The 20,075-nt window shown below is 60.4% G+C and carries 19 protein-coding genes and 1 pseudogene; 12 read left to right on the top strand and 8 right to left on the bottom strand.

Features of this window, described 5'->3' with window-relative positions; genetic code table 11:
• Positions 1–33 precede the first annotated feature (33 nt).
• The 3 genes and pseudogenes from ACM110_RS15355 (at position 34) to ACM110_RS15345 (ending at position 1,431) form a co-directional block, all read left to right on the top strand.
• Positions 34–435 carry a hypothetical protein gene (locus tag ACM110_RS15355; protein ID WP_416128435.1) on the top strand — a complete coding sequence of 134 codons (402 nt, stop codon included), beginning with the start codon at positions 34–36 and terminating at the stop codon, positions 433–435.
• Positions 435–974 (top strand): HD domain-containing protein, encoded by a 540-nt coding sequence (locus tag ACM110_RS15350; protein ID WP_416128434.1) that lies wholly within the window; start codon positions 435–437, stop codon positions 972–974. The genes ACM110_RS15355 and ACM110_RS15350 overlap by 1 nt, the downstream gene beginning before the upstream one ends.
• A 178-nt stretch (positions 975–1,152) precedes the next feature.
• Positions 1,153–1,431, top strand: a pseudogene (locus ACM110_RS15345) (DUF3303 domain-containing protein).
• A 44-nt stretch (positions 1,432–1,475) separates the two neighbouring features.
• On the opposite strand, the gene ACM110_RS15340 reads toward ACM110_RS15345, so the two are convergent.
• The gene (locus ACM110_RS15340) at positions 1,476–2,531 is read right to left on the bottom strand and encodes a hypothetical protein (RefSeq protein WP_416128433.1); all 1,056 of its coding nucleotides are present in this window, start codon (positions 2,529–2,531) and stop codon (positions 1,476–1,478) included.
• 176 nt (positions 2,532–2,707) lie between these two features.
• On the opposite strand from ACM110_RS15340, the gene ACM110_RS15335 reads away from it, so the two are divergent.
• From ACM110_RS15335 to ACM110_RS15310, 6 genes are all read left to right on the top strand, one after another.
• On the top strand, positions 2,708–3,232 hold the full coding sequence (locus ACM110_RS15335) for an RNA polymerase sigma factor (RefSeq protein WP_416128432.1): 525 nt from the start codon (positions 2,708–2,710) through the stop codon (positions 3,230–3,232).
• The gene (locus tag ACM110_RS15330; protein ID WP_416128431.1) at positions 3,229–4,065 is read left to right on the top strand and encodes a FecR family protein; all 837 of its coding nucleotides are present in this window, start codon (positions 3,229–3,231) and stop codon (positions 4,063–4,065) included. The genes ACM110_RS15335 and ACM110_RS15330 overlap by 4 nt, the downstream gene beginning before the upstream one ends.
• Positions 4,066–4,142: 77 nt before the next feature.
• The gene (locus tag ACM110_RS15325; protein WP_416128430.1) at positions 4,143–6,482 is read left to right on the top strand and encodes a TonB-dependent siderophore receptor; all 2,340 of its coding nucleotides are present in this window, start codon (positions 4,143–4,145) and stop codon (positions 6,480–6,482) included.
• 183 nt (positions 6,483–6,665) lie between these two features.
• The gene (locus ACM110_RS15320; protein WP_416128429.1) at positions 6,666–8,279 is read left to right on the top strand and encodes an arylsulfatase; all 1,614 of its coding nucleotides are present in this window, start codon (positions 6,666–6,668) and stop codon (positions 8,277–8,279) included.
• A 68-nt stretch (positions 8,280–8,347) separates the two neighbouring features.
• The gene (locus tag ACM110_RS15315) at positions 8,348–9,616 is read left to right on the top strand and encodes an OmpP1/FadL family transporter (protein ID WP_416128428.1); all 1,269 of its coding nucleotides are present in this window, start codon (positions 8,348–8,350) and stop codon (positions 9,614–9,616) included.
• A 45-nt stretch (positions 9,617–9,661) separates the two neighbouring features.
• The gene (locus ACM110_RS15310) at positions 9,662–10,336 is read left to right on the top strand and encodes a DUF3313 domain-containing protein (protein ID WP_416128427.1); all 675 of its coding nucleotides are present in this window, start codon (positions 9,662–9,664) and stop codon (positions 10,334–10,336) included.
• A gap of 93 nt (positions 10,337–10,429) precedes the next feature.
• On the opposite strand, the gene ligD is transcribed toward ACM110_RS15310, so the two are convergent.
• Entirely contained in the window at positions 10,430–13,012 is a 2,583-nt protein-coding gene (gene ligD / locus ACM110_RS15305) for a DNA ligase D (protein WP_416128426.1), read from the bottom strand.
• Positions 13,013–13,197: 185 nt separating this feature from the next.
• On the opposite strand from ligD, the gene ACM110_RS15300 reads away from it, so the two are divergent.
• Positions 13,198–13,647: a cupin domain-containing protein gene (locus ACM110_RS15300; RefSeq protein ID WP_416128425.1), complete on the top strand. Its 450-nt coding sequence runs from the start codon at positions 13,198–13,200 to the stop codon at positions 13,645–13,647.
• Between the two features lie 145 nt (positions 13,648–13,792).
• Here ACM110_RS15300 and ACM110_RS15295 read toward each other — a convergent pair whose 3' ends face one another.
• Entirely contained in the window at positions 13,793–14,533 is a 741-nt protein-coding gene (locus tag ACM110_RS15295; RefSeq protein ID WP_416128424.1) for a tellurite resistance TerB family protein, read from the bottom strand.
• 247 nt (positions 14,534–14,780) lie between these two features.
• Between ACM110_RS15295 and pcsA the strand changes: the two genes are divergently transcribed.
• Positions 14,781–15,503: a phosphatidylcholine synthase gene (gene pcsA / locus ACM110_RS15290; protein WP_095193515.1), complete on the top strand. Its 723-nt coding sequence runs from the start codon at positions 14,781–14,783 to the stop codon at positions 15,501–15,503.
• A gap of 259 nt (positions 15,504–15,762) precedes the next feature.
• Here pcsA and ACM110_RS15285 read toward each other — a convergent pair whose 3' ends face one another.
• Positions 15,763–16,575 (bottom strand): class I SAM-dependent methyltransferase, encoded by an 813-nt coding sequence (locus ACM110_RS15285; protein ID WP_416128423.1) that lies wholly within the window; start codon positions 16,573–16,575, stop codon positions 15,763–15,765.
• A gap of 47 nt (positions 16,576–16,622) precedes the next feature.
• The gene (locus ACM110_RS15280) at positions 16,623–16,892 is read right to left on the bottom strand and encodes a DUF4242 domain-containing protein (protein WP_338581640.1); all 270 of its coding nucleotides are present in this window, start codon (positions 16,890–16,892) and stop codon (positions 16,623–16,625) included.
• A gap of 181 nt (positions 16,893–17,073) precedes the next feature.
• Between ACM110_RS15280 and ACM110_RS15275 the strand changes: the two genes are divergently transcribed.
• Complete coding sequence (locus ACM110_RS15275) at positions 17,074–18,060, top strand: AraC family transcriptional regulator (protein ID WP_416128422.1); 987 nt, start codon at positions 17,074–17,076, stop codon at positions 18,058–18,060.
• Between the two features lie 87 nt (positions 18,061–18,147).
• Here the strand turns inward: ACM110_RS15275 and ACM110_RS15270 are convergent, their stop codons facing one another.
• The 3 genes from ACM110_RS15270 to ACM110_RS15260 all read right to left on the bottom strand — a co-directional run bounded on the left by ACM110_RS15270 (position 18,148) and on the right by ACM110_RS15260 (position 20,058).
• Positions 18,148–19,374 (bottom strand): cytochrome c biogenesis protein DipZ, encoded by a 1,227-nt coding sequence (locus ACM110_RS15270; protein ID WP_416128421.1) that lies wholly within the window; start codon positions 19,372–19,374, stop codon positions 18,148–18,150.
• Between the two features lie 158 nt (positions 19,375–19,532).
• On the bottom strand, positions 19,533–19,745 hold the full coding sequence (locus ACM110_RS15265; protein ID WP_416128420.1) for a hypothetical protein: 213 nt from the start codon (positions 19,743–19,745) through the stop codon (positions 19,533–19,535).
• A 49-nt stretch (positions 19,746–19,794) separates the two neighbouring features.
• On the bottom strand, positions 19,795–20,058 hold the full coding sequence (locus ACM110_RS15260; RefSeq protein WP_338581644.1) for a DUF2790 domain-containing protein: 264 nt from the start codon (positions 20,056–20,058) through the stop codon (positions 19,795–19,797).
• Positions 20,059–20,075: the final 17 nt, after the last annotated feature.

Below are 20,075 nucleotides of genomic sequence, written 5' to 3'. Positions count from 1 at the left end.
AAATTCAATCACAGCACTCTATGATTGAACCCCATGACCACCTCTGCTCCGATTCGCCAACCCTGCCCACCCGGTGCCTGCGATTGCGGGCGTGACCCGTTGCTGGAAACGCCGGGGGCCGACGTACGCATCCTGTTTCTGACCCGCGCGGAAGAAAAACGCCTGATCGAGCGCCTGGAAAACCTGTCGAGTCTCCAGGACCTGGAGCACCTGAAACGGCGCATGTTCGAGCAACTGGGCATCCGCGTCGACATCGTCCCCAGCTTCAACGAAGTGCGCACCATGCGCGGCATCGGCATCCACGTCGGCGAACTGCCGGGGCTGTGCCGCAAGACTCGCGCATCGATCCCGACGGCGATCCGCCGCGCCATGGAAAAGCGCCCCGAAATCGCTTACGAACTCCTCAACGCCAATGACCTGCTGCGGGATGCGTGATGAACCTTGCGCTCGAATTCCCCGTCACCGACGAGATACTCACCTCGTTCGCGCTGGCAATCGGCACGGACTTGCAGGGCTATCGCAATCACATCTATCGCGTGCTGAATTTCTATCGTGCGCTCAACGACATTCAAGGCCTGCCGTCAGAGGCGGTGCAGATCGCCGCAGGGTTCCATGACCTGGGCATCTGGACCGACAACACCCTGGACTATCTACCGCCTTCAGTGGCCCTGGCCGTTGATTATCTGGAAACCCGACAACGCCCTGAACTGATCGATGAAGTCAGTGCGCTGATCCTGGAGCACCACAAAGTACGTCCCTATCGCTTCGCAAACGCCACGACTGTCGAGGCATTCCGGCGGGCCGACCTGATTGATGTGTCGCTTGGACTGGTGCGTTTCGGCCTGCCTCGGGTATACATCAAGACGGTGCAGTCGACGTTTCCCGATCATGGCTTCCACGGGATGTTGATGAGGCAGTCTGTACGGCAGTTCCTCCGCTCGCCATTGCGTCCGTTGCCTATGTTTCGCTGGTGAAACAACCTCCTGAAAAGACTGAAAAAACAGGATCAGCGGTCGTACGTGAAGTACGTGGCACTGCTATGCCTTCTGCAGGACGAAATCGTTTCGAGGCAATAGCAAACGTGACCGTGGTCCCGGCGCCAACCCGGTACGCAAAGACAGACAGGTGCCAATCCCTGGAAGGAGGTGGCCAATGTTATTCATCGTCAGCTGGACGATCAGTTCAGCGAATCGCAACAGTGCGATCGAGCGTTTTCTCAAGACCGGTGGCGCCCCGCCGGAAGGCGTCAAGATGCTCGGGCGCTGGCACGCCGTCGGTGGCTCTGCGGGTTTTGGTATTGCCGAGGCTAATGATCCAGTACCGATTCAGAGGTGGGTACTGCAATGAAGCGACCTCATGAACATGGAGGTTCAGGCCGCGTTGACCGACGAGCAAATCGCGCCGCTGCTGGCAGCCGCTGCCGGCAGATAATCGCCCCCGAGGCGGCGAGCGTAGTTCACCGCCTCATGTTTTCTTCAGATGTTTCTCCAGCAGTCGGAATAACGCGCGCACACGCCATACTGTTGATCCATCTGCGCCATCCGCTCCAGGTGGCGGCCGACGGTTTCAAACGTCACGCGATTGCTGATCTGGAAGTAGTAGATCGCCATCGCCTTGTATTCCGCGAACGCCGCCGCATTGGCAGGCTTGGCCGATTTGTCTTCCGGCAGCGCCCACTGCTCCAGTTGCTTATCGTCAAGTCGTTGCAGGCGCACACGGTATTCCTCGGTGTAACGCTTGAGCGTCTCGCCCTTGTTTGCCGCCATGTCTTCTTCGAACGCGATCAGGTTCTGGCGATACAGCGTCCAGTAGTCGTCCGGCAGCGCAAAACCGAGCTTGGCCTTGCGCTCCGTGATCAGTTTGTCGAGCTTGTCCGGCGCCGAAATGCTCGGCTTGGCCGGATCGGGCTTCATCGATGCAATCACGGAACTGCCAATGATTTGATCGATCAAGGTCACGCGATGCGGCGTATCCGGTAATGCCGGCGGCACTTTCGGGAAGAACGCGTTGCGTCCTTCACACGCTGCAACGCCTTTGCGGTCGAGCAACATCGGCATGCGCACATCCTTGCCATCGATACGCTGCACACGCTGCAGCGTAGTCAGGCAATAGCCGCGCCCGGCCTTAAGGGTCACCTCGTACTCCGCTCCCCGTTGAGGCCTGAGGTTGAAACCGCTGCCGCACACTGAGTAGCCACCCGCCTGGGCGAGCAGGTAAGCATCCTGGTCGGGCTTGAGTTTGATCTCCAGGTAATCCTTGGCGTCGGCCGGTGGCGCAACGCTCATGCCGACCCGGCGCTGACTATCGCTGGTGAACATGTTGTTGAGCGCGCCAGTGGTCTGGCCGTCACAATGCGCGGCATCGAAGTAGGAGAACGTCGAGTTCTGCATGCTGGTGACGAAGCGCAGCTTGGCGGCATCCGGCTGGGTGGCATCGGGATAAGTGCCGTTGACGACACAGCCGCCGAGCAAAACGGAGAACAGCGCTACCGTGGCAACGGCGCGCGATGATTGAAAGTTAAGGGCCAACATGTTCGTCCTTGAGGGGCGTGTGCAATGGAAAGCGCGGAAGGCTACTAAATAGCCACTACTGTGTCCATCAATGAAGAGACGCTCTCGCAATGCCGCTCAAACCACTTTGCCGAGACTATGAATGAAAAGCTTTCTCATTTATATTTGCTGCCGTTCTGCCTCGCCACAGGTCTGTCATGCCGTTCGATTCCATCAAACCAACGCTGGTCACCACGCTGGTGCGTCATTACGACGAACTGGTCGACCGTGTTCGTCGCCGTTTTGGTGATCGCGGTTTTGCCCGTGAAGTGGTGCACGACGTCTGTGTGCAATTGCTGGAAAAGCGCGAAAAGGAAGGCGTGCACACGCCACTGGCGTTGCTGCACAAGATTTCCCACGATCAGGCAGTCAGTCGCTACCGCAGCGAGCGACGGCGCCAGGCCTGGGTCGTGGCCATGCCCGAGTTGCCCGAAGCGACTTGCCAAGCGCCGTTGCCCGCACAGCAATATGAGGCGGCCCGGGAGTTCGAGCGTCTGGCACAAGCCATCGCCGGGTTGCCGTCGCGTTGCCAGATGGTATTCGTCATGCACAAAATCCATGAACTGCCCCAGGCTGAAGTGGCCGCGCGCATGGGTATTTCCTTGAAGACCGTGGAAAAACATCTGCGCCTGGGCCTGGCCGCCTGCCGCACAGTGCTGGCTGAGACGGAGCATGCCCATTGAGTCAGTCGCCCATCCCAACCCCATCGTCCCGCGAAGACGAAGCCCTGGCGCGCCATCGCGAAGAACTGCGCAATCGCTTCCCGATGCCCACCCCGACACCGCGCAAACCGCGCAAGGCACTCGGCGCGACGATCTTGCTGGTGCTTCTCGGCGCAGGGCTGATGTGGCTCGATCCGGCCTACCAGAGCGAGCAATTCCATACCGTGATCGGTGAGCGCCGGGTGGTGAAACTGGTCGATGGCAGCCGCATGACTCTCGACAGTGACAGCCGAGCCACGGTCGCCTGGCATCTGCGCTCACGGCGTGTGGAACTGCAAGCCGGGCAGGCGCTGTTCGATGTATCCAAAACGCTTTTGCGCCCTTTCCGCGTCGATGCCGGTGGCGCACAGGTCAACGTATTGGGCACGCTGTTCAGTGTCAGTCATCTTGAGGATGGGGTGCGGGTGACGCTGGTGCGCGGCGTCATCAATGTGAACGACAGAACGGCAGCCAAACACAGTGTTCAACTTGTGCTTGGGCAACAAGTCGATGTGCGACAGCACCTGTTGCAACAGCCGATCGCGGTCGACACCGACGCGGCGATTGCCTGGAAGGACAGTCGACTGATTTTCGAGCGCACATCGCTGGCCGAAGCCCTGGCGCAGATTCAGCGCTACCGCAAGCCGGCGATCATCCTTGATGACCCAAGCCTCGGCAGCCTGCCGATCAGCGGCGTGTTCGATAACCGCAACGTCGAGGACTTGCTCAAGCTGTTGCCGAGCATCCTGCCGGTCAGCCTCAACAGCGAATTCGATGGCACCCTTCACGTGCGGCGCAAGGCGACGAAAAAATAATTGCCGAGGGAGGTAGGGTTTTCTTGCGCTCGTGGCGGCTAGTCAGTACAGCCCCCACTTTCCAAGGAACACCGTCCATGAAACACCGCCGGCATTTGCCATTGTCCGCCCTCGCCGCCAGCCTGTTGTTCGCCCTTGCGACACCGGCCCAAGCGCAGGAAAAGGTCGATCTCGACCTGCCAAGCACCAGCCTGGACAAGGCACTCAATGCCCTGGCGCGGCAATCGTCGGTGCAGATAATCTTTGCCAGCGACCTCACGACGGGCAAAACCACCAAGGCCCTCAAGGGCAGCTACACGCCACAACAGGCATTGTCGCAACTGCTCGACCACAGCGGCCTGCAATCACAGGTTCGCGACGAGCACACTTTCATTGTCGTTCCGGCGCAAACCCAGGGACCTGCCGCCGCCAAGCCTGCCGAACCCGAATACATCGCACCGATGGTGATCCGTGGCGACGTGCTCGGTGGCGCGACCGATCCGGAAATCCTCACCTACGCAGGCAGTCGCTCGATGGTCAAGGAAGCCGACCTGCACAAAGCCAGCGTGCGTGGCGTCGACGATGCCTTGCAACGGGTGCCCAGCGTAAAAATCTTCGACGAAACCGGCACTGGCGCCCTGCCGCAGATTTCCGTGCGCGGCCTGTATGAAAGCCGCAGCGGCCGGGTGCAAGCCTTGTCCGACGGCATTCCTCTTGCTTTGGCGCCGTATGGCCAGACCGGGTTGTCGCTGTTCCCGGTGACCCTGGCGACCGTCGACCGCATCGATGTCGTGCGTGGTGGCGCCGCCGTGCAATACGGCCCGAACAACGTCGGCGGCGTGATCAACTTCATCAGCAAGCCGATTCCCCGTGAATGGGAAACCACCCTGCAGGAACGCACCACGTTCAACGCCGGTGGTCACCAAATGTGGGACACCTACCTCGGCACCGGCGGCTACTTGACCGACAACATCGGCCTGCAACTGGACCTCAACACCATCAACGGCGACACCGCCCGCGAGCATTCCGACAGCGACATCCAGAACTATCGCCTGCGCGGCCAATGGAACATCGACGATGACCGCGACCTGAGCTTCGGCGTGCAGCGCTACAAAGCCGACATGGACCTGGCCGGTGCCCTCAGCGTCAAGGACTACAAGGACGACCCGCGCCAGTCGACAAGACCGCTGGACCGATTCGAAGGTGACACCGACCGGGTCTGGGGCACCTACACCCAGCAGCTCGGCGCGATGGGCCCGTTCGATTCGGTGGAGTTCAGCTGGACCAACTTCGCCCACAACAGTTACCGCAACTTCGTTGTCGGCCTGCCCTTCACCCCCGACGGCGCGGCGGTGACCAAGCAGGATGGCCCGCGTGACTTCAAGGTCTGGGGCAGCGAACCGCGCCTGAGCATGAGCATCGACGGCGAACAACTCAGTCAGACATGGTTGCTGGGCGCGCGTTACGTGCGTGAAGACATCGACTACAAGGTCAACCGCGAAAGCCTCGCCACGGGAAGAACCACGCCGTTCCGCGACTGGACCTTCGACGACGAAGCCAAGGCGTTCTACCTCAGCAACGCCATCGGCCTGCTCGACAATCGCCTGACGATCACGCCGGGCGTGCGCTACGAAAACGCAACGATGAACTACGACGACGGCATCACCGGCTTCAAGAATGAAAACAAATCCGAGGAATGGCTGCCGGGCCTGACCGTGGGTTACCAGGCCAGCGATGACTGGTTCGTCTACGCCAACGCACAAAAATCCCTGCGCCCGCCGCAGGTCACGCAGATCGTCAAGGAAGGCGACGTCGGCGCCGAACTCGCCTGGAACTACGAAACCGGCGTGCGTTACACGCCGTGGCAAGGTCTGCGCGTGGACTTCGGTGTGTACCGCATCGATTTCAGCGATCAGATCGTCTACAACGCCACCACCGACCGCTTCGTCAACCTCGGCAGCACCCGCCATCAGGGGATCGAGACCGAAGTGTTCTGGACTCCTTCGGCGCTGCCCGATCTCGACCTGCACGCCAGCTACGCCTACCTCGATGCCAAACAGCGCAACGGCGCCTTCAAGGACAACGAAGTGCCGTACGCGTCGCGCAACCAGTTCAACATCGACGGCCGTTATCATTTTGCCGAGCACTGGACCTACAGCTTGGATGGATTGTTCGTCAGCAGTGCCTACACCGACGCCGCCAACTCAGGTGACGAAGATGCCACCGCGTCCGTGGGCAAACTCCCGGCGTACTGGGTGTGGAACACCGCGATCGAACGGGAATTCAAGTTGCAGGACCACAGCGTCCTGACCGCCTCGGCCGGGGTCAGCAACCTGTTCAACCGCGAGTATTACTTCCGTGGCATCGACACCAGCCCATGGGGTCGTCAACCGGCACCAGAACGCTCACTGACGCTGGGTTTGAACTACCGATTCTGACCCGCGATGTACCGGGCTGGCACCTTTTCCCGGCGCCGGCCCCTGTGTAAGCGAGCTGAAACACAGGTTGCCAATAACTGGAAATTTCGCCATTCGAACCTACGCTCTTCGCGGGGGTTCCCAAAATCAATGGCGCTCGGGGGTTCGTCTCAGAGTACTAACGTTAGTACGCAGGAGCTCGACATGAACCGAACAACGTTATCGTCAATACTCGCCGTACCCATACTGATGTCCGCAATCATGCTTCCCGGCATGAGCCATGCCGCCGACAAGGCACCCAACATCGTGGTGATCATGGGCGACGACATTGGCTGGTCCAATATCGGCGTCTACAACCAGGGCATGATGGCCGGCAGAACCCCCAACCTCGATCAACTTGCCGCCGAAGGCATGCGCTTTACCGACTATTACGCCGAGGCCAGTTGCACCGCCGGGCGCGCCAATTTCATCACCGGTGAATTGCCGATCCGTACCGGCATGACAACAGTAGGCCAGGCCGGCTCTCCCATCGGCATTCCCGCGCAAGCCGTGACCATTGCCACAGCCCTGAAATCCATGGGCTATTCCACCGGCCAGTTCGGCAAGAACCACTTGGGCGACCTCAATGAATTCCTGCCCACCGTGCACGGGTTCGACGAATTCTTCGGCTACCTCTATCACCTCGACGCCATGGAAGATCCGGCGCACCCCAATTACCCGCAAGCGCTGCTGGCGACCGTCGGCCCGCGCAACATGGTGCACAGCTGGGCAAGCAGCACTGACGATACGACCGTGATGCCGCGCTGGGGCAAAGTGGGCAAGCAGAAAATCGAAGACGCCGGCACGCTGTATCCGGAGCGGATGAAAACCGTCGACGACGAAATCCGTGACAAGGCCTTCAGCTTTATCGACAAGGCCAAACAGGACAACAAACCGTTCTTCGTCTGGCTCAACCCGACCCGCATGCACATCGTCACCCACCTTTCCGACAAGTACCAAGCCATGCGCAATGCGGAAAACGGCTGGTCGGAGCAAGAGGCCGGCATGGCACAGATCGACGACATCGTCGGTGACGTCATGGCCAAGCTGAAAAAAGACGGCATGGATGACAACACCATCGTGATTTTCACCACCGACAACGGGGCGGAAAACTTCACTTGGCCGGATGGCGGGCAAACACCGTTTGCCATGGGTAAAGGCACGGTGATGGAAGGTGGCTTCCGCGTTCCGGCGATCATTCGCTGGCCGGGCAAAGTACCGGCGAACCAGATCAACAACGGCATCATGTCCGGTCTGGACTGGTTCCCGACGCTGGTCGCGGCGGCTGGTAACCCGAACATCACCACAGAACTGCTCAAGGGCAAGCAACTGGGCGACACCACCTACAAAGTGCATCTAGATGGCTATGACCAGACGCCGATGATCACCGGCAAGGGCCCTTCCAATCGCCATGAAATCTTCTACTTCGGCGAGAGCTCACTGGGTGCGGTACGGATCGACGACTACAAGTACCGCTTCATCGATCAGCCTGACGGCTGGCTGGGAGCCAAGGTCAGTATCGACGTGCCTGTACTGACCAACCTGCGCCTGGACCCGTTCGAGCGTGCCGGCTGGCCGCAGCATCAGGCGGCCAACGGTTCGACGCAGTATTTCGACTGGTTCAAGTTCCAGTTCTGGCGTTTCGTATTCGTGCAACAACAAGTGGCCAAGCTGGCCGAAACCGCGATTGAATTTCCGCCCATGCAAAAAGGTGCAAGCTTCAACCTCGACTCGGTCAAGGCCAAGATCGAGGCGGCCCGGGCGGCCATGGGCAAGTAATCAGCCCGATCACGGGTGGCCGCGACCGGCCACCCTCAGGGAAAAAGGACATTTGCTGAGGTAACGCCATGCAGATCAAGACAACCTCCCTGCCCGCCCTTACGGTGCTTGCCCTGTGCTGCCAGCAAGCTCATGCCGGCGGCATCATGCTCTACGAAATCGGCACGGATAACATCGGGCTCGCCAACGCCGGCGCCGCTGCCCGGGCACAAGGGCCCTCGACGATAGCGTCAAACCCGGCGGGCTTGAGCTATCTACCGGGCACGCAGATCACCGGTGGTTTGCAGGTACTGTACGGCAACCTCAAGTTCGATCGCGACGACAACACTAACGTGGCGGGCAGCGGCAGTGGCGGTGCCCTTGATCCAATGCCTGGTGGCAGTTTTTTCATCAGCCATGAACTGGACGATCACTGGAGCGTCGGCTTCGGCCAGTACGGCGACTTCGGCCTGGCCGTCAATTACGACAACGAATGGTCCGGGCGCTATTTCTCGCAAAACTCCAGCCTGCTCGGTTTGTCGTTGGTGCCCAGTGTGGCGTATCGCTTCAATGAGCAATGGTCGATCGGCGTCGGAGTAAAAGCCATGTACGGCATGCTGCAGGCCCAGACCGCGATCGATCGGTCGCCGTTCGGCTTTACCGAACGCGAAGACGGCCAGTTCAAATACAAGGACAAGGACTGGGGCTTCGGCGCCAATGTGGGGGTGATCTACGCGCCTCAACCGGGCACCCGCATCGGTCTGACCTACACCAGCAAGGTCGATCTGGAGTTCGAGGACGGCCTGGACATCAAGGGCAACGGACCGTTGCTCAACCGTCTGGATGGCGCCAAGACCCAACTCGACATGACCGTTCCGCAAACCCTGACCCTGAGCCTGTTCCAGCAACTGGACCAACAATGGGCATTGCTCGCCTCGGTCAACTGGCAGGACTGGTCAGAGTTCGGCGAAATCGGTGCACAGGTCGACACCTCGGCCAACAATGCCGTGTCGACCGATGTCGATGCAGGCTTCAAGGACACCTGGCATTTGTCGCTCGGCGGGCAATATCAGGCAACCCCGCAACTGCTGTGGAACTTCGGCGTGGCTTACGACAGCAGCGCTGTTTCTGACAGCAAGCGCTCGGTGATTGTGCCCATGGCCGAATCCTGGCGCATCGCGACGGGAGCCACCTATGCTCTGAACAGGGACACTGACGTCAACCTCAGTTGGGCCATGATCTGGATGGGCGACATGGAAGTGGACCAAAGCAAATCGTTGTCGGGCAATCGACTTTCCGGCCAGTTCGACAACGCCTGGATTCAAACAGTGACCGGAAACATGACTTGGCGTTTCTGATTATCTGACTACGCTTAAACGACTACTCAAGGAGCACACCGCACTATGAACCTGTCCCGAAACTTGCTCATCGGCGCCGCACTGACCGGGCTCCTGCTCGGGGGTTGCACCTCGAAAGTCACCGAGAAGGAGCAGTACTCCGGCTACCTGTCCAACTACAACAACCTGCAAGAAGTCAGCACCCCAAGCGGCGGAACGGCGATGCGCTGGGTGAGCCCGTCGTGGAACCCGCATGCCTATGACACCGTGGCCTTCACCCGTCTGGAAATGTACCCGGCGCCCAAGCCCAATGAACGGGTTAACCAGCAGACGCTCAATGACATCCAGAACTACATGAGCAACAAGGCCAAGGCCACGCTTGGCCAGCACTATCGGGTCGTTTCCAGCCCGAGCGCTGCGCCGGCAGGCGCAAAAACCCTGGTCATGCGTGCAGCGATAACCGGGGTAAGCGCCTCGCCTGAGGGCATGCACTGGTATGAAGTGGTGCCTATCGCAGCGGTTGTGGGCGGTGTTTCCGCGGCTACCGGCATCCGGGATGAAAACACCGAGTTGTATATCGAGGCCGAATTCATCGACGCGAAAAACAACCAGACCATGGCCAAGGTCGTGCGCAAGGTGTTCGGCACCACGCTGGACAATGACAAACAGAAAATCACCGCGCAGGACTTCAAGGCGGCGATCGACAAGCTGGGCTCTGACTTCCAGGCGTTCATCAAGTAATACACGCTCAATGCAGGAGCTGCCGCAGGCTGCGATTTTTTGATCTTGCTTTCTGAAATCAAAAGATCGCAGCCTGCAGCAGCTCCTACACATTCACGTCTTCTTCATCCCGACCCGCCGCCGCATTTCGGCAGTAATCGTCTGCCGGGTTTTCTTCAAATCCGCCCACGGCCCGTCGCCCACTTCGGCCAGGCGCTCATGCACATTGTGTATGTTCCACTGATTGCCGCCCGTGAGCTCGGCCACCTCTTCACGGTAGATCGGCACCGACACCGGCAGCCCTTCGCGGGTGCGTGCGGCGTAGGCGCAGATGGTGGTGGCGCCCAACCCGTTGCGCAGGTAATCGATGAAGATCCGCCCCACCCGGTTCTTCGGCCCCGACACCGCGGAGAAACGCTCCGGCAACAGCTTCGCCATGTGGCTGACAATGGCGTGGCTAAAGTCCTTGACCTCATCCCAACCGAGCTTGCGGGTCAGCGGCACCACCAGGTGAATGCCCTTGCCGCCGCTGGTCTTGAGAAAGGCCTTGAGTCCCAATTCATCCAGCACCGACAGGGTCAACTGCGTGGCTTCAATCATGCGCTTCCACGGCAGCGCCGGGTCCGGGTCGAGGTCGAGGACAAAGCGGTCGGGCTTGTCGAGATTGTCTGAGGTGGCGTTCCAGGTGTGCAGCTCCACGGTGCTCATCTGCACCGCGCCGACCAGTGCTTCGGCGTTGTTGATGACCATCATCGGCTGCCCCGTAAGCTTCTGGTCCAGCGTAGTGATGCCGGGGATCGCCAGGCGCTCGGCGTTTTTCTGGAAAAACAGTTCGCCGGCAATGCCGTCCGGCGCACGCACCAGCGCCACCGGGCGGTCCTTGAGCTGCGGCAGAATCCACTCGGCGACGCTGGCGTAGTACTCCGCCAGTTGCACTTTGGTGGTGCCGCTCGTGGCGTCGATGACCCGGTCCGGGTGAGTGATGCGCACCTTGCCCTGGTCCAGGCCGACCTGAGAAGGCGCAGCTTCTGCTTTCTTTTTCACAGTGGATGGCTTGGCGGTTGGCTTTGTCGCGGAGGCGGTTTTCATGTCGGTGGCACGCTCCTCTGTGATTTCTGTGGCGGGTTTGTCGTCACGCAGGCCATGGAACACCGCATGCCGAACCGAGCCGTCCTTGGTCATTTCGGCAAAAGCCACTTCCGCCAGCAGGGTCGGTTTGAGCCAATGCACGCCCCTGACTTCGGGTCCACTGGGCGGATTGACCACGGCCGGTTTTTTCGTTTGCAAGGGCTTGAGTTGCGCATGGATGGTGTTCAATGTGGCTTCAGTGAAGCCGGTGCCGACTTTGCCGGCGTAGCGCAACTCGCCACTGTCGCGGTCATGCAGGCCCAGCAGCAACGCACCAAAAGCACTGCGCGAACCCTTTGGATCAGTGAAGCCGACGATCACAAATTCCTGGCGAAGCTTGCACTTGAGCTTGATCCAGTCGCTGCTACGCCGGGACACGTAAGGCGATCCGAGGCGCTTGCCGATCAGGCCTTCCATGCGCATCTGGCACGCACTGTTGAGCAGAGCTTCCGGGTCCTCGCCAAAGGCATCGGAAAAGCGCAGCAACGGATCTTTTGTGGCTTTGAGTACCGTCGCCAACGCGGCGCGACGCTCCTCCACCGGCACCTCGCGCAGATCGACGCCATTGAGGTACGGCAGATCGAACAGGTAATAAACAATGTTGCCGCTGCGCCCGGCTTCGAAAGCGTTTTGCAGCGCCTGAAAGTCCGGCACGCCCTCTTCGTTCGCCACCACCATTTCACCATCAAGCCACGCCGATTCCAGGCCCAGGCCGGCCAACGCCTTGGCTTGACCGGGCAATTTGTGAGTCCAGTCGTGGCCGTTACGGGTGAAGAGTTTGACCTCGTCATGGTCGATACGCGCCATGATCCGATAGCCATCGAATTTGACCTCGTAGCTCCACTGACCGTCGGGTGCCTTTTCCACCAGTGTCGCCAGTTCCGGTTTGATCTGCTCCGGCAATTTGGCTTTGCGCGCGCCAGTGAGGGGAGCAGACTTTTCCTTCTGCGGGGCCGCCGGTTTCTTGATGGCTTTGGGTTTGGCAGCCTTGGGCGATTTGGCGACGATGGTGCGCTCGCTGAGCACACTGTCGGGTTCGGCGCTGACCACGTCGTAATCGCTTTCCGGTCGCGCGGCGCCGTCCTGATGTTTGATCAGAAACCACTGTTCCTGCTTGCCCGGCATGTGGGTGCGCACCAGGTTCCACAGGCCTTCGAGTTTCTCGCCTTGCAGCTCGAACTTGAGCTTGCCCTTGGCATAGGCCTTGGCCGGATCCTCCTGGGGAATCCACACGCCACGGTCCCAGACAATCACATCGCCCGCACCGTAATGGCCTTCGGGGATGCTGCCTTCGAAGCTGGCGTAGTCCAGCGGATGATCTTCGACGTGCACCGCCAGGCGCTTGACCTTGGGGTCCAGCGACGGCCCCTTGGGCACCGCCCAGCTCTTGAGCGCGCCATCGAGCTCCAGGCGAAAGTCGTAATGCAGGCGCGAGGCGTCGTGCTTCTGGATGCAGAACTGCAAGGCGTGATCCTTGGCGCTTTTTCTGCCCGTGCGTTTGACGGCGGCCGGTTCCGACGTCGCCGAAAAATCGCGCATGCGGTTGTAGTCATCGAGATTCTTGTTCATGGCTCACCTGCGGGTCGCTGCAGGGTGCTGAATCAGCACTTCCCTCCCTCAGCAGAGCGAGTCATCAGCCGAAAAATTCCATTGTCGTCAAAATTACCCGGACCAACGGCCCTGCAGCACGGCTGTCGACCGCCGTTCAAGCGCATACAATCAGCGGGTGCTGCCTCATCCCCCGGAGAGCAATCATGCGCACGGTTCACATCCTCCAAGCCCCACCGGCAGCGGTCAACGTCGTTGGCGAGACGATCACGGTCCTTGCTGGCGGCGATATGAGCAAACCCTTTGAAATGCATATCCAGGAAGGCGTGCAAGGGGGCGGCCCGCCACCGCACTTTCACCCTTGGGACGAGGCGTTCTACGTGGTCGACGGCCAGGTCGAAGTGACCGTGGAAGGCAAATCCACCACCGTTTCAGCAGGGGGCTACGTGCATATCCCGGCTGGATCGATACATGACTACAAGAACATCAGCACCACCGCGAAGATGATCGGCGTGGTCTCCGACCCTCGCGGCGGGCAGTTTTTTACGGCGATGGACCAGTTCAAGGTGCCCGAGGACCTACCGCGGATCTTCGAAGTGGCCGAGCGTTTTGGTGTGACGTTTCTGGTGCCGAAACCGGATTCACCGGCAGGTTGACCGCGTCATCGTTCATCGCTGGCAAGCCAGCTCCCACAGGGATCGGTGGTGGTAACAGATTTTGCGTACAACCTCGGTTACCTGTGGGAGCGGGCTTGCCCGCGATGGCGTCCTGGCAGCCGACCTTATCCTCACGGATACATAATCAAACAGCCCCGCCCTTGGCCTGCTGCTCCAGATGCACCTGCAAATCCGGATCAATGCCCAGCGCCGCCGCCAATTCATCCAGATAGCTGCGCTCGGCGTCCTGCTGATCGTCCACCAGCATCACGCTGGCCAGGTACATTTCGGCAGCCATGCCGGGGTCAGTCGCCGACTGCGCCACATCGGCAGGATCCAGCGGTTTGGCGACTTCATCATCAAGCCACTGCTGCAATTGCGGATCATCAGTGTGCTTACCGATTTCAGCGCTGATCATGTGTTTCTCGGCCTCATCGATCCGGCCATCGGCCTTGGCCGCCGCTATCAATGCACGCAGGATTGCATGGCTATGGTCCTCCAGTTCCGGCCCCGCCAAAAGATCAGCCGTGCGTGGGGTTTCCTGAGGCGCGGTGGCCTGACTGCGCTGCCAAGCCTGATACGCCTGAAACGCCATCATCCCCAGGGACGCGAGCGCTGCGTAATTGGTGCCGCCGCCGGAACGCGATTGCGGTGCACCACCGCTCATCGGCGAACCGCCACCGAGCAGGCCGCCGAGCAATCCGCCCAAGCCACCCATTCCACCGGCCCCGCGACTGCTGGCGCCGCCACCGCCACCGAGCAGGCCACCGAGCAACCCGCCCAGGTCACCGAGGCCACCTTGAGCCGACGCCCCACCGCCGCCCTGTTGCGCCATCGAGCCCTGGCCGGCCCGCAGTAATTGTTCGAGCAGATCGCTGGTGTTCATGACGACGTCCTCATCGAAGGGAGTGATCCGTCAGGCAACGATAGACCTCGCCGGCAATTGCGCCACCACCGTTTGGCTGACACTCCGCAGATTTATCCGGGGTAATTTTTTACGGCCCAGCTAAGATTCATAGGTGGTGAACCTTATTCCCGGATACCCGGTCGATACCTGCAACCCGAACCGGTTTGCCGCCGCCCGCCAGATGAGGGCGATGACTGGCTTGCTTCACTTTCTGGAGAACGCCCCCGTGATTTCAACTCTACACATCGCCAGGCTCAAAGCATGGGGTGCCCATGGTTTTACCGCGACCGGCGTGGTCACCGCTTTCCTCGCCACCCTCGCCCTGCTCGATAACCAGCCCACCAATTGCCTGCTGTGGCTGGGCGTGGCCCTGATCGTCGACGGGCTGGACGGCGCATTGGCGCGCAAGGTCAATGTGCAGTCGGTGCTGCCGAGCTTCGACGGTTCGATTCTCGATCTGGTGATCGATTACCTGACCTATGTATTCATTCCGGCGCTGTTCATCTATCGCTATATCCCGTTGCCGGACTACACGCTGCTGCTGACGGTGTCGCTGATTCTGGTGTCGTCGCTGTTCTGCTTCTGCAACGTCAACATGAAAAGCAAAGACAACTACTTTCAGGGCTTTCCCGCCGCGTGGAACGTGGTTGCGCTGTGCCTGTACATCATCGCGCCGTCGCCGTGGATCACTTTTCTCACCGTGATCGGCCTGGCCCTGCTGACGCTGACCCGGATGAAATTCCTGCACCCGTTCCGCGTGCGCCGCTTCATGCCGATCAACATTGCCGTGACCGCCATCTGGCTGCTGTGCAGTCTGTCGCTGGTGATCAATCATCCGGTGATCAACCCACTGGTGATGGGCCTGTGGCTGCTGATGTCGGCGTACTTTCTGGGGATCTGCTTCTGGCGCACGGCGCTGGAGTGGTTCGACGGATCGCGGCTGAAATGAACGAACCCGCCGCCAGCCAGTTGCTTGATCTGCTGGCGGTCCTCTCACAGAACACTTCATAACTCCAAAACACCACAACCCCCTGTGGGAGATTCTATGTTTGGGTGGTGTATACCGAGCGGCTGCTGGATGAGTGATTCGCGTCACGCGATCCCTGTAGGAGCTGTCGAGTGAAACGAGGCTGCGATCTTTACAGCACAAGATCAAAAGATCGCAGCCTCGTTTCACTCGACAGCTCCTACAAGGGTTGTGTTGTGCTTTAACGCCGTGTGATCACCACCTCCAGATACTCACTCGGCACCACCAGCGACTTGTCGCCCGCCCGGTTCGAACGGTTGATGAGGTCAGCCAGGTCATTTTCCAGGGCCAGGGCGCTTTCCGGTGGCAGTGCCGCGAATGCCTTGTGCACCGGGCCGTACCAGGTGCGGAAGGTGTCGATGAAATGCGCCGAGGAGCGATAACGGAAGTTGAAGGTCTTGCGCGTCACCTGGACCAGGAAATTGCGCTCGTCGAACTGCGTGTGCAACCAGGCTTCGGTGCCCCACTGCGAGGGCGGTTGCGCGCCGGGTGGTGGTGGCATGTGCCGGCCGAGGGTCTTGAACATCTGGCCGACGAAACCTTCCGGTGTCCAGTTGGCCAGGCCGATCCGGCCGCCCGGCCGACAGACCCGCGCCAGCTCCGCCGCAGCCTTGGGCTGGTCCGGGGTGAACATCACGCCGAAAGTCGAAAGCACGGCGTCGAAACTGGCATCGTCAAAAGGCAGCGCTTCGGCATCGGCCACTTGAAACGTCACGTTGAGGCGCTCAGCCCTCGCCCGGTCTTCGCCGCGTTCGAGCAGTGCGGCCACATAGTCGGTCGAGGTTACCAGGCAACCCCGGCGCGCAGCGGCCAGTGTGGCATTGCCATTGCCGGCGGCGACATCGAGCACTTGCTCATCGCACAGCAAGTCGCAGGCTTCGGCCAGTTGCTCGCCGACAATCTGCAAGGTCGTGCCGATCACGGCGTAGTCGCCACTGGCCCAAGCGGCCATCTGACGGTTTTTCAAGGCAGTAAGATCAATGGGTGTACTCATGGAGACGATCTCTGGGTTGAAACACGGATCAGTTACCGGGCGCACACTTACTCCGCCGTGGTGGGATCGATGATGTTCATGACCTGGGAAACGCGATTGGCCGGGAAACCACTCAGCCGGGCATGTTCCTGGATCTGTTCTTCGCTCGGCGCGATGTACACGCAGTAGAGCTTGTCACCGGTGACATAACTCTGCAGCCACTGCACCTCCGGCAAATCGCGCAAGGTCCTGCAGGACTTTTGCGAAGCGGCTTTCAAATCCCTTTCTGACAGTGTTCCAGCACCTGGAATCTCGCGTTCTATGACGAACTTAGGCATGGCAACCTCTCATTCTTGTTATTGATGACAGGGTCGGCAGACCCTGTGCGTCAACTATCGCGCCGCGAGACGATGGCGTCCTGCCCGATCGTCGGCCAGCACTGTCCGATCGTCCGGCGGTTTCACGGATGGCTGCAACAGGCTCACAATCGAGAACATCCGTCCGCACGGGAAAACCACCATGGATGCCCTGTCACAGACCCTGCGTGTCGTCCGCCTGGTCGGCGCGATTTTCATCAACGCCCGGTTCACCGCGCCCTGGTGCTATCAGTCGCCGAGTGCTGACACGGCTGCACCCTTTCTGGAGCCAAACGCCGAGCGGGTGGTGATCTTTCACTTGATCACCGAGGGCGAGTGTTACGTTGAACTGGGGGATGACCCGCCGCTGCGATTGAGTGCTGGAGACGTTGTGGTATTTCCCCAGGGCGATGCCCACCGCATGAGTTCCCAACCCGGACTGACACCGGCCAGCGGTGGACGGCTGGATAAAGTGCTGGCGCGCCGGCCACGGCAATTGAGCTATGGCGGTGGCGGCGCAGTCACGCGGCTGGTGTGCGGTTATCTGGCGTGTGATACGCGGTTGGCGGGGATGTTGTTGACCGGTCTGCCGCCGGTGGTGCGGGTCAACGTGCGCGGTTCGAATGCAGGTATCTGGCTGGAATCTTCAGTGCGTTATGCCTTGGCCGAAGCCCGCTCGCCCAGGCCTGGCGGCGAAGGCGTGTTGGCCAAACTGGCCGAGGTGTTGTTCATCGAAGTGCTGCGCCTGTACATGCACGAACACGGCAAGGGCCGCACCGGTTGGCTCGCGGGCGTGAGCGACCGGATCGTCGGCGCCGCCCTCAATGCCTTGCACAAAACACCCTGCCACACCTGGACCCTGGATGAACTGGCGCGCACCGCCGGCACCTCCCGATCCGTTCTCGCGGAACGCTTTCAACAATTGGTCGGGGTTTCGCCGATGCAGTACCTGACGCAATGGCGCATGTTGCTGGCGGCGAACCTGTTACGCAGCAGTAACAGTTCCTTGATCCGCATCGCCGAAGAGGTGGGTTACCAGACTGACACGGCGTTCAGCCGGGCATTTCGTCGCGAATATGGAGCGCCGCCAGCGGCGTGGCGGCGCAGTCAGGAGAATCGCTCAATGGCCCACGGTGAAGTGAGCCATTGATATCTCAAGAAGATCGCAGCCTGCGGCAGCTCCTACAGGGGCAACGCGTTTCCTGTAGGAGCTGCCGCAGGCTGCGATCTTTTGACTTCAAGCCGCTGGAGCGCTGGCCTTGGCGTCAGCCTTGGCCTCTTCCAGCAACTGCTGGATCATCTGCTCCTGAGTGTCGTAGCGACCTTCACCAAAGTGGGTGAAACGTACCTGACCCTTGGCGTCGATCAGGTAATGCGCAGGCCAGTACTGGTTGTCGAAGTTGCGCCAGATCGCGTAGTTGTTGTCGATTGCCACCGGATAGGTGATGCCGTATTCCTTCACCTTGTCCTTGACGTTATCGATGATGCGTTCGAACCCGTACTCAGGGGTGTGCACACCGATCACCACCAAACCATCCTTCTCATACTTCTTCGCCCAGTCCTTGACGTACGGCAGGGTGTGCTTGCAGTTGATGCAGTCGAAGGTCCAGAAGTCCACCAGCACCACTTTTCCTTTGAGCGACTCGTTGGTCAGCTCCGGCGAATTCAGCCATTGCACGGCGCCGTTCAGCGAAGGCATGGCGCCCTGGGCGTTGTCCATGGACTCGGCCTTGACCTTGCTGACGAAGTAGTCGACGACTTTCGGCACGGTTTCCAGCACACCTTTCTCGACACTGCTGACACCCTGCGACGAAGTGCCGGCGAGCAACACGCTATCGGCACCAGTGGAGATCACTGCTGCACCGGCCAACACCGCAACACCAGCACCGCGACGCAACCAGCCAGTGACCGGAATCGACGGTTTCAAGCGATTGACCAAACGGCGACCGGTGAAGATCAGCACGCCCAGTGACAACGCACTGCCGAGACCGTAAGCCACCAGCAACAGACTGGTGCCGGCGTTCGCGCCTTGCAGCATGGCGCCGGTGAGGATCACGCCAAGGATCGGCCCGGCGCACGGCGCCCAGAGCAGGCCTGTGGCGACGCCGATCATCAGCGACTTCAGCGGGCCGGACGCTTTGCGGCTGTTCGGGTCCAGGCGATTGCCCAGCATCACGAACGGACGCGCCAGCCAGTCACCAACCCGGGCGGAAATCAGCGACAGGGCAAACAGCACCATCACGATCAGGGCCACATGGCGGCCGGCGTTGCTCGCTTGTATCACCCACTCGCTGCTGACCACGGCCAGGCTGGCGACCAGGGCAAACGTCAGGGCCATGCCGCCGAGGGTCAGCAGGATCGATGAGCGTGTGCGGTCGGCACCGGCAAACAGGAACGGCACGACCGGCAGGATGCACGGACTGAGGACGGTCAATATGCCGCCCAGGAAAGCGATGAGAAACATGGGGATCACCTTTGAAATTGTCGGGAGGCATCCATCACACAGCCCCCTGTGGGAGCTGGCTTGCCAGCGATAGCGGTTTGACTGTGACACTTGGGCCGGGTGTGCCACCGTCATCGCTGGCAAGCCAGCTCCCACAGGGGATCGGTGGTGTTCTGGCCTCAGGCCGTCTGACCATCCAGCCACTTGCCCTGCGGCGTATGTCTGGAGCCGTTTTCGGCGAGGAAGGCGTCACCGCCCTTCTCTGCCACCGGCGTCAACTGAAAGCAGGTGCTGCTGCCGCAAGCGCTTTGTTCTACAGCGCCGCTGGCGTGGGCCGCGGCACCGGCGGCGGAGAAGGCAATGGCGGTCAGGAATCGGCTGATGTTGTTCATGGTGGTGTTCCTCGCTTCAAAGGGGATGCGCAATGGCTGATCGCTGGACTCAGTTATCCGAGGTGCAGCTATCGGAAATCTTGCGGTAGTCCAGAACCTGGGTTTTGCTGTGGGAGTCCAGGTAAGTCAGTTGGGCATCCACCACCCCGCAGGAAGGCGTCGCGTCCTGCTTCAACGACACCACTTTTTTGATGTCCAGTTGCGTGCCGTAGGTGTAGGGTTTGGCGCTGACATCGGCTTCGGCGCGGGCCGACAAGGTGCAGATGTTCAGGGCTGCAAACAGGCAAGCGGCGTAGATGGCTTTGGTGTTCATGGCGGTTTCCTCAAGGT

Source organism: Pseudomonas sp. NFX98, assembly GCF_047784845.1.
In the GTDB taxonomy this organism is placed as follows: domain Bacteria; phylum Pseudomonadota; class Gammaproteobacteria; order Pseudomonadales; family Pseudomonadaceae; genus Aquipseudomonas.
Note: the sequence above shows the minus strand (reverse complement) of the source record. Positions and strands in the feature narration are given on the sequence as shown.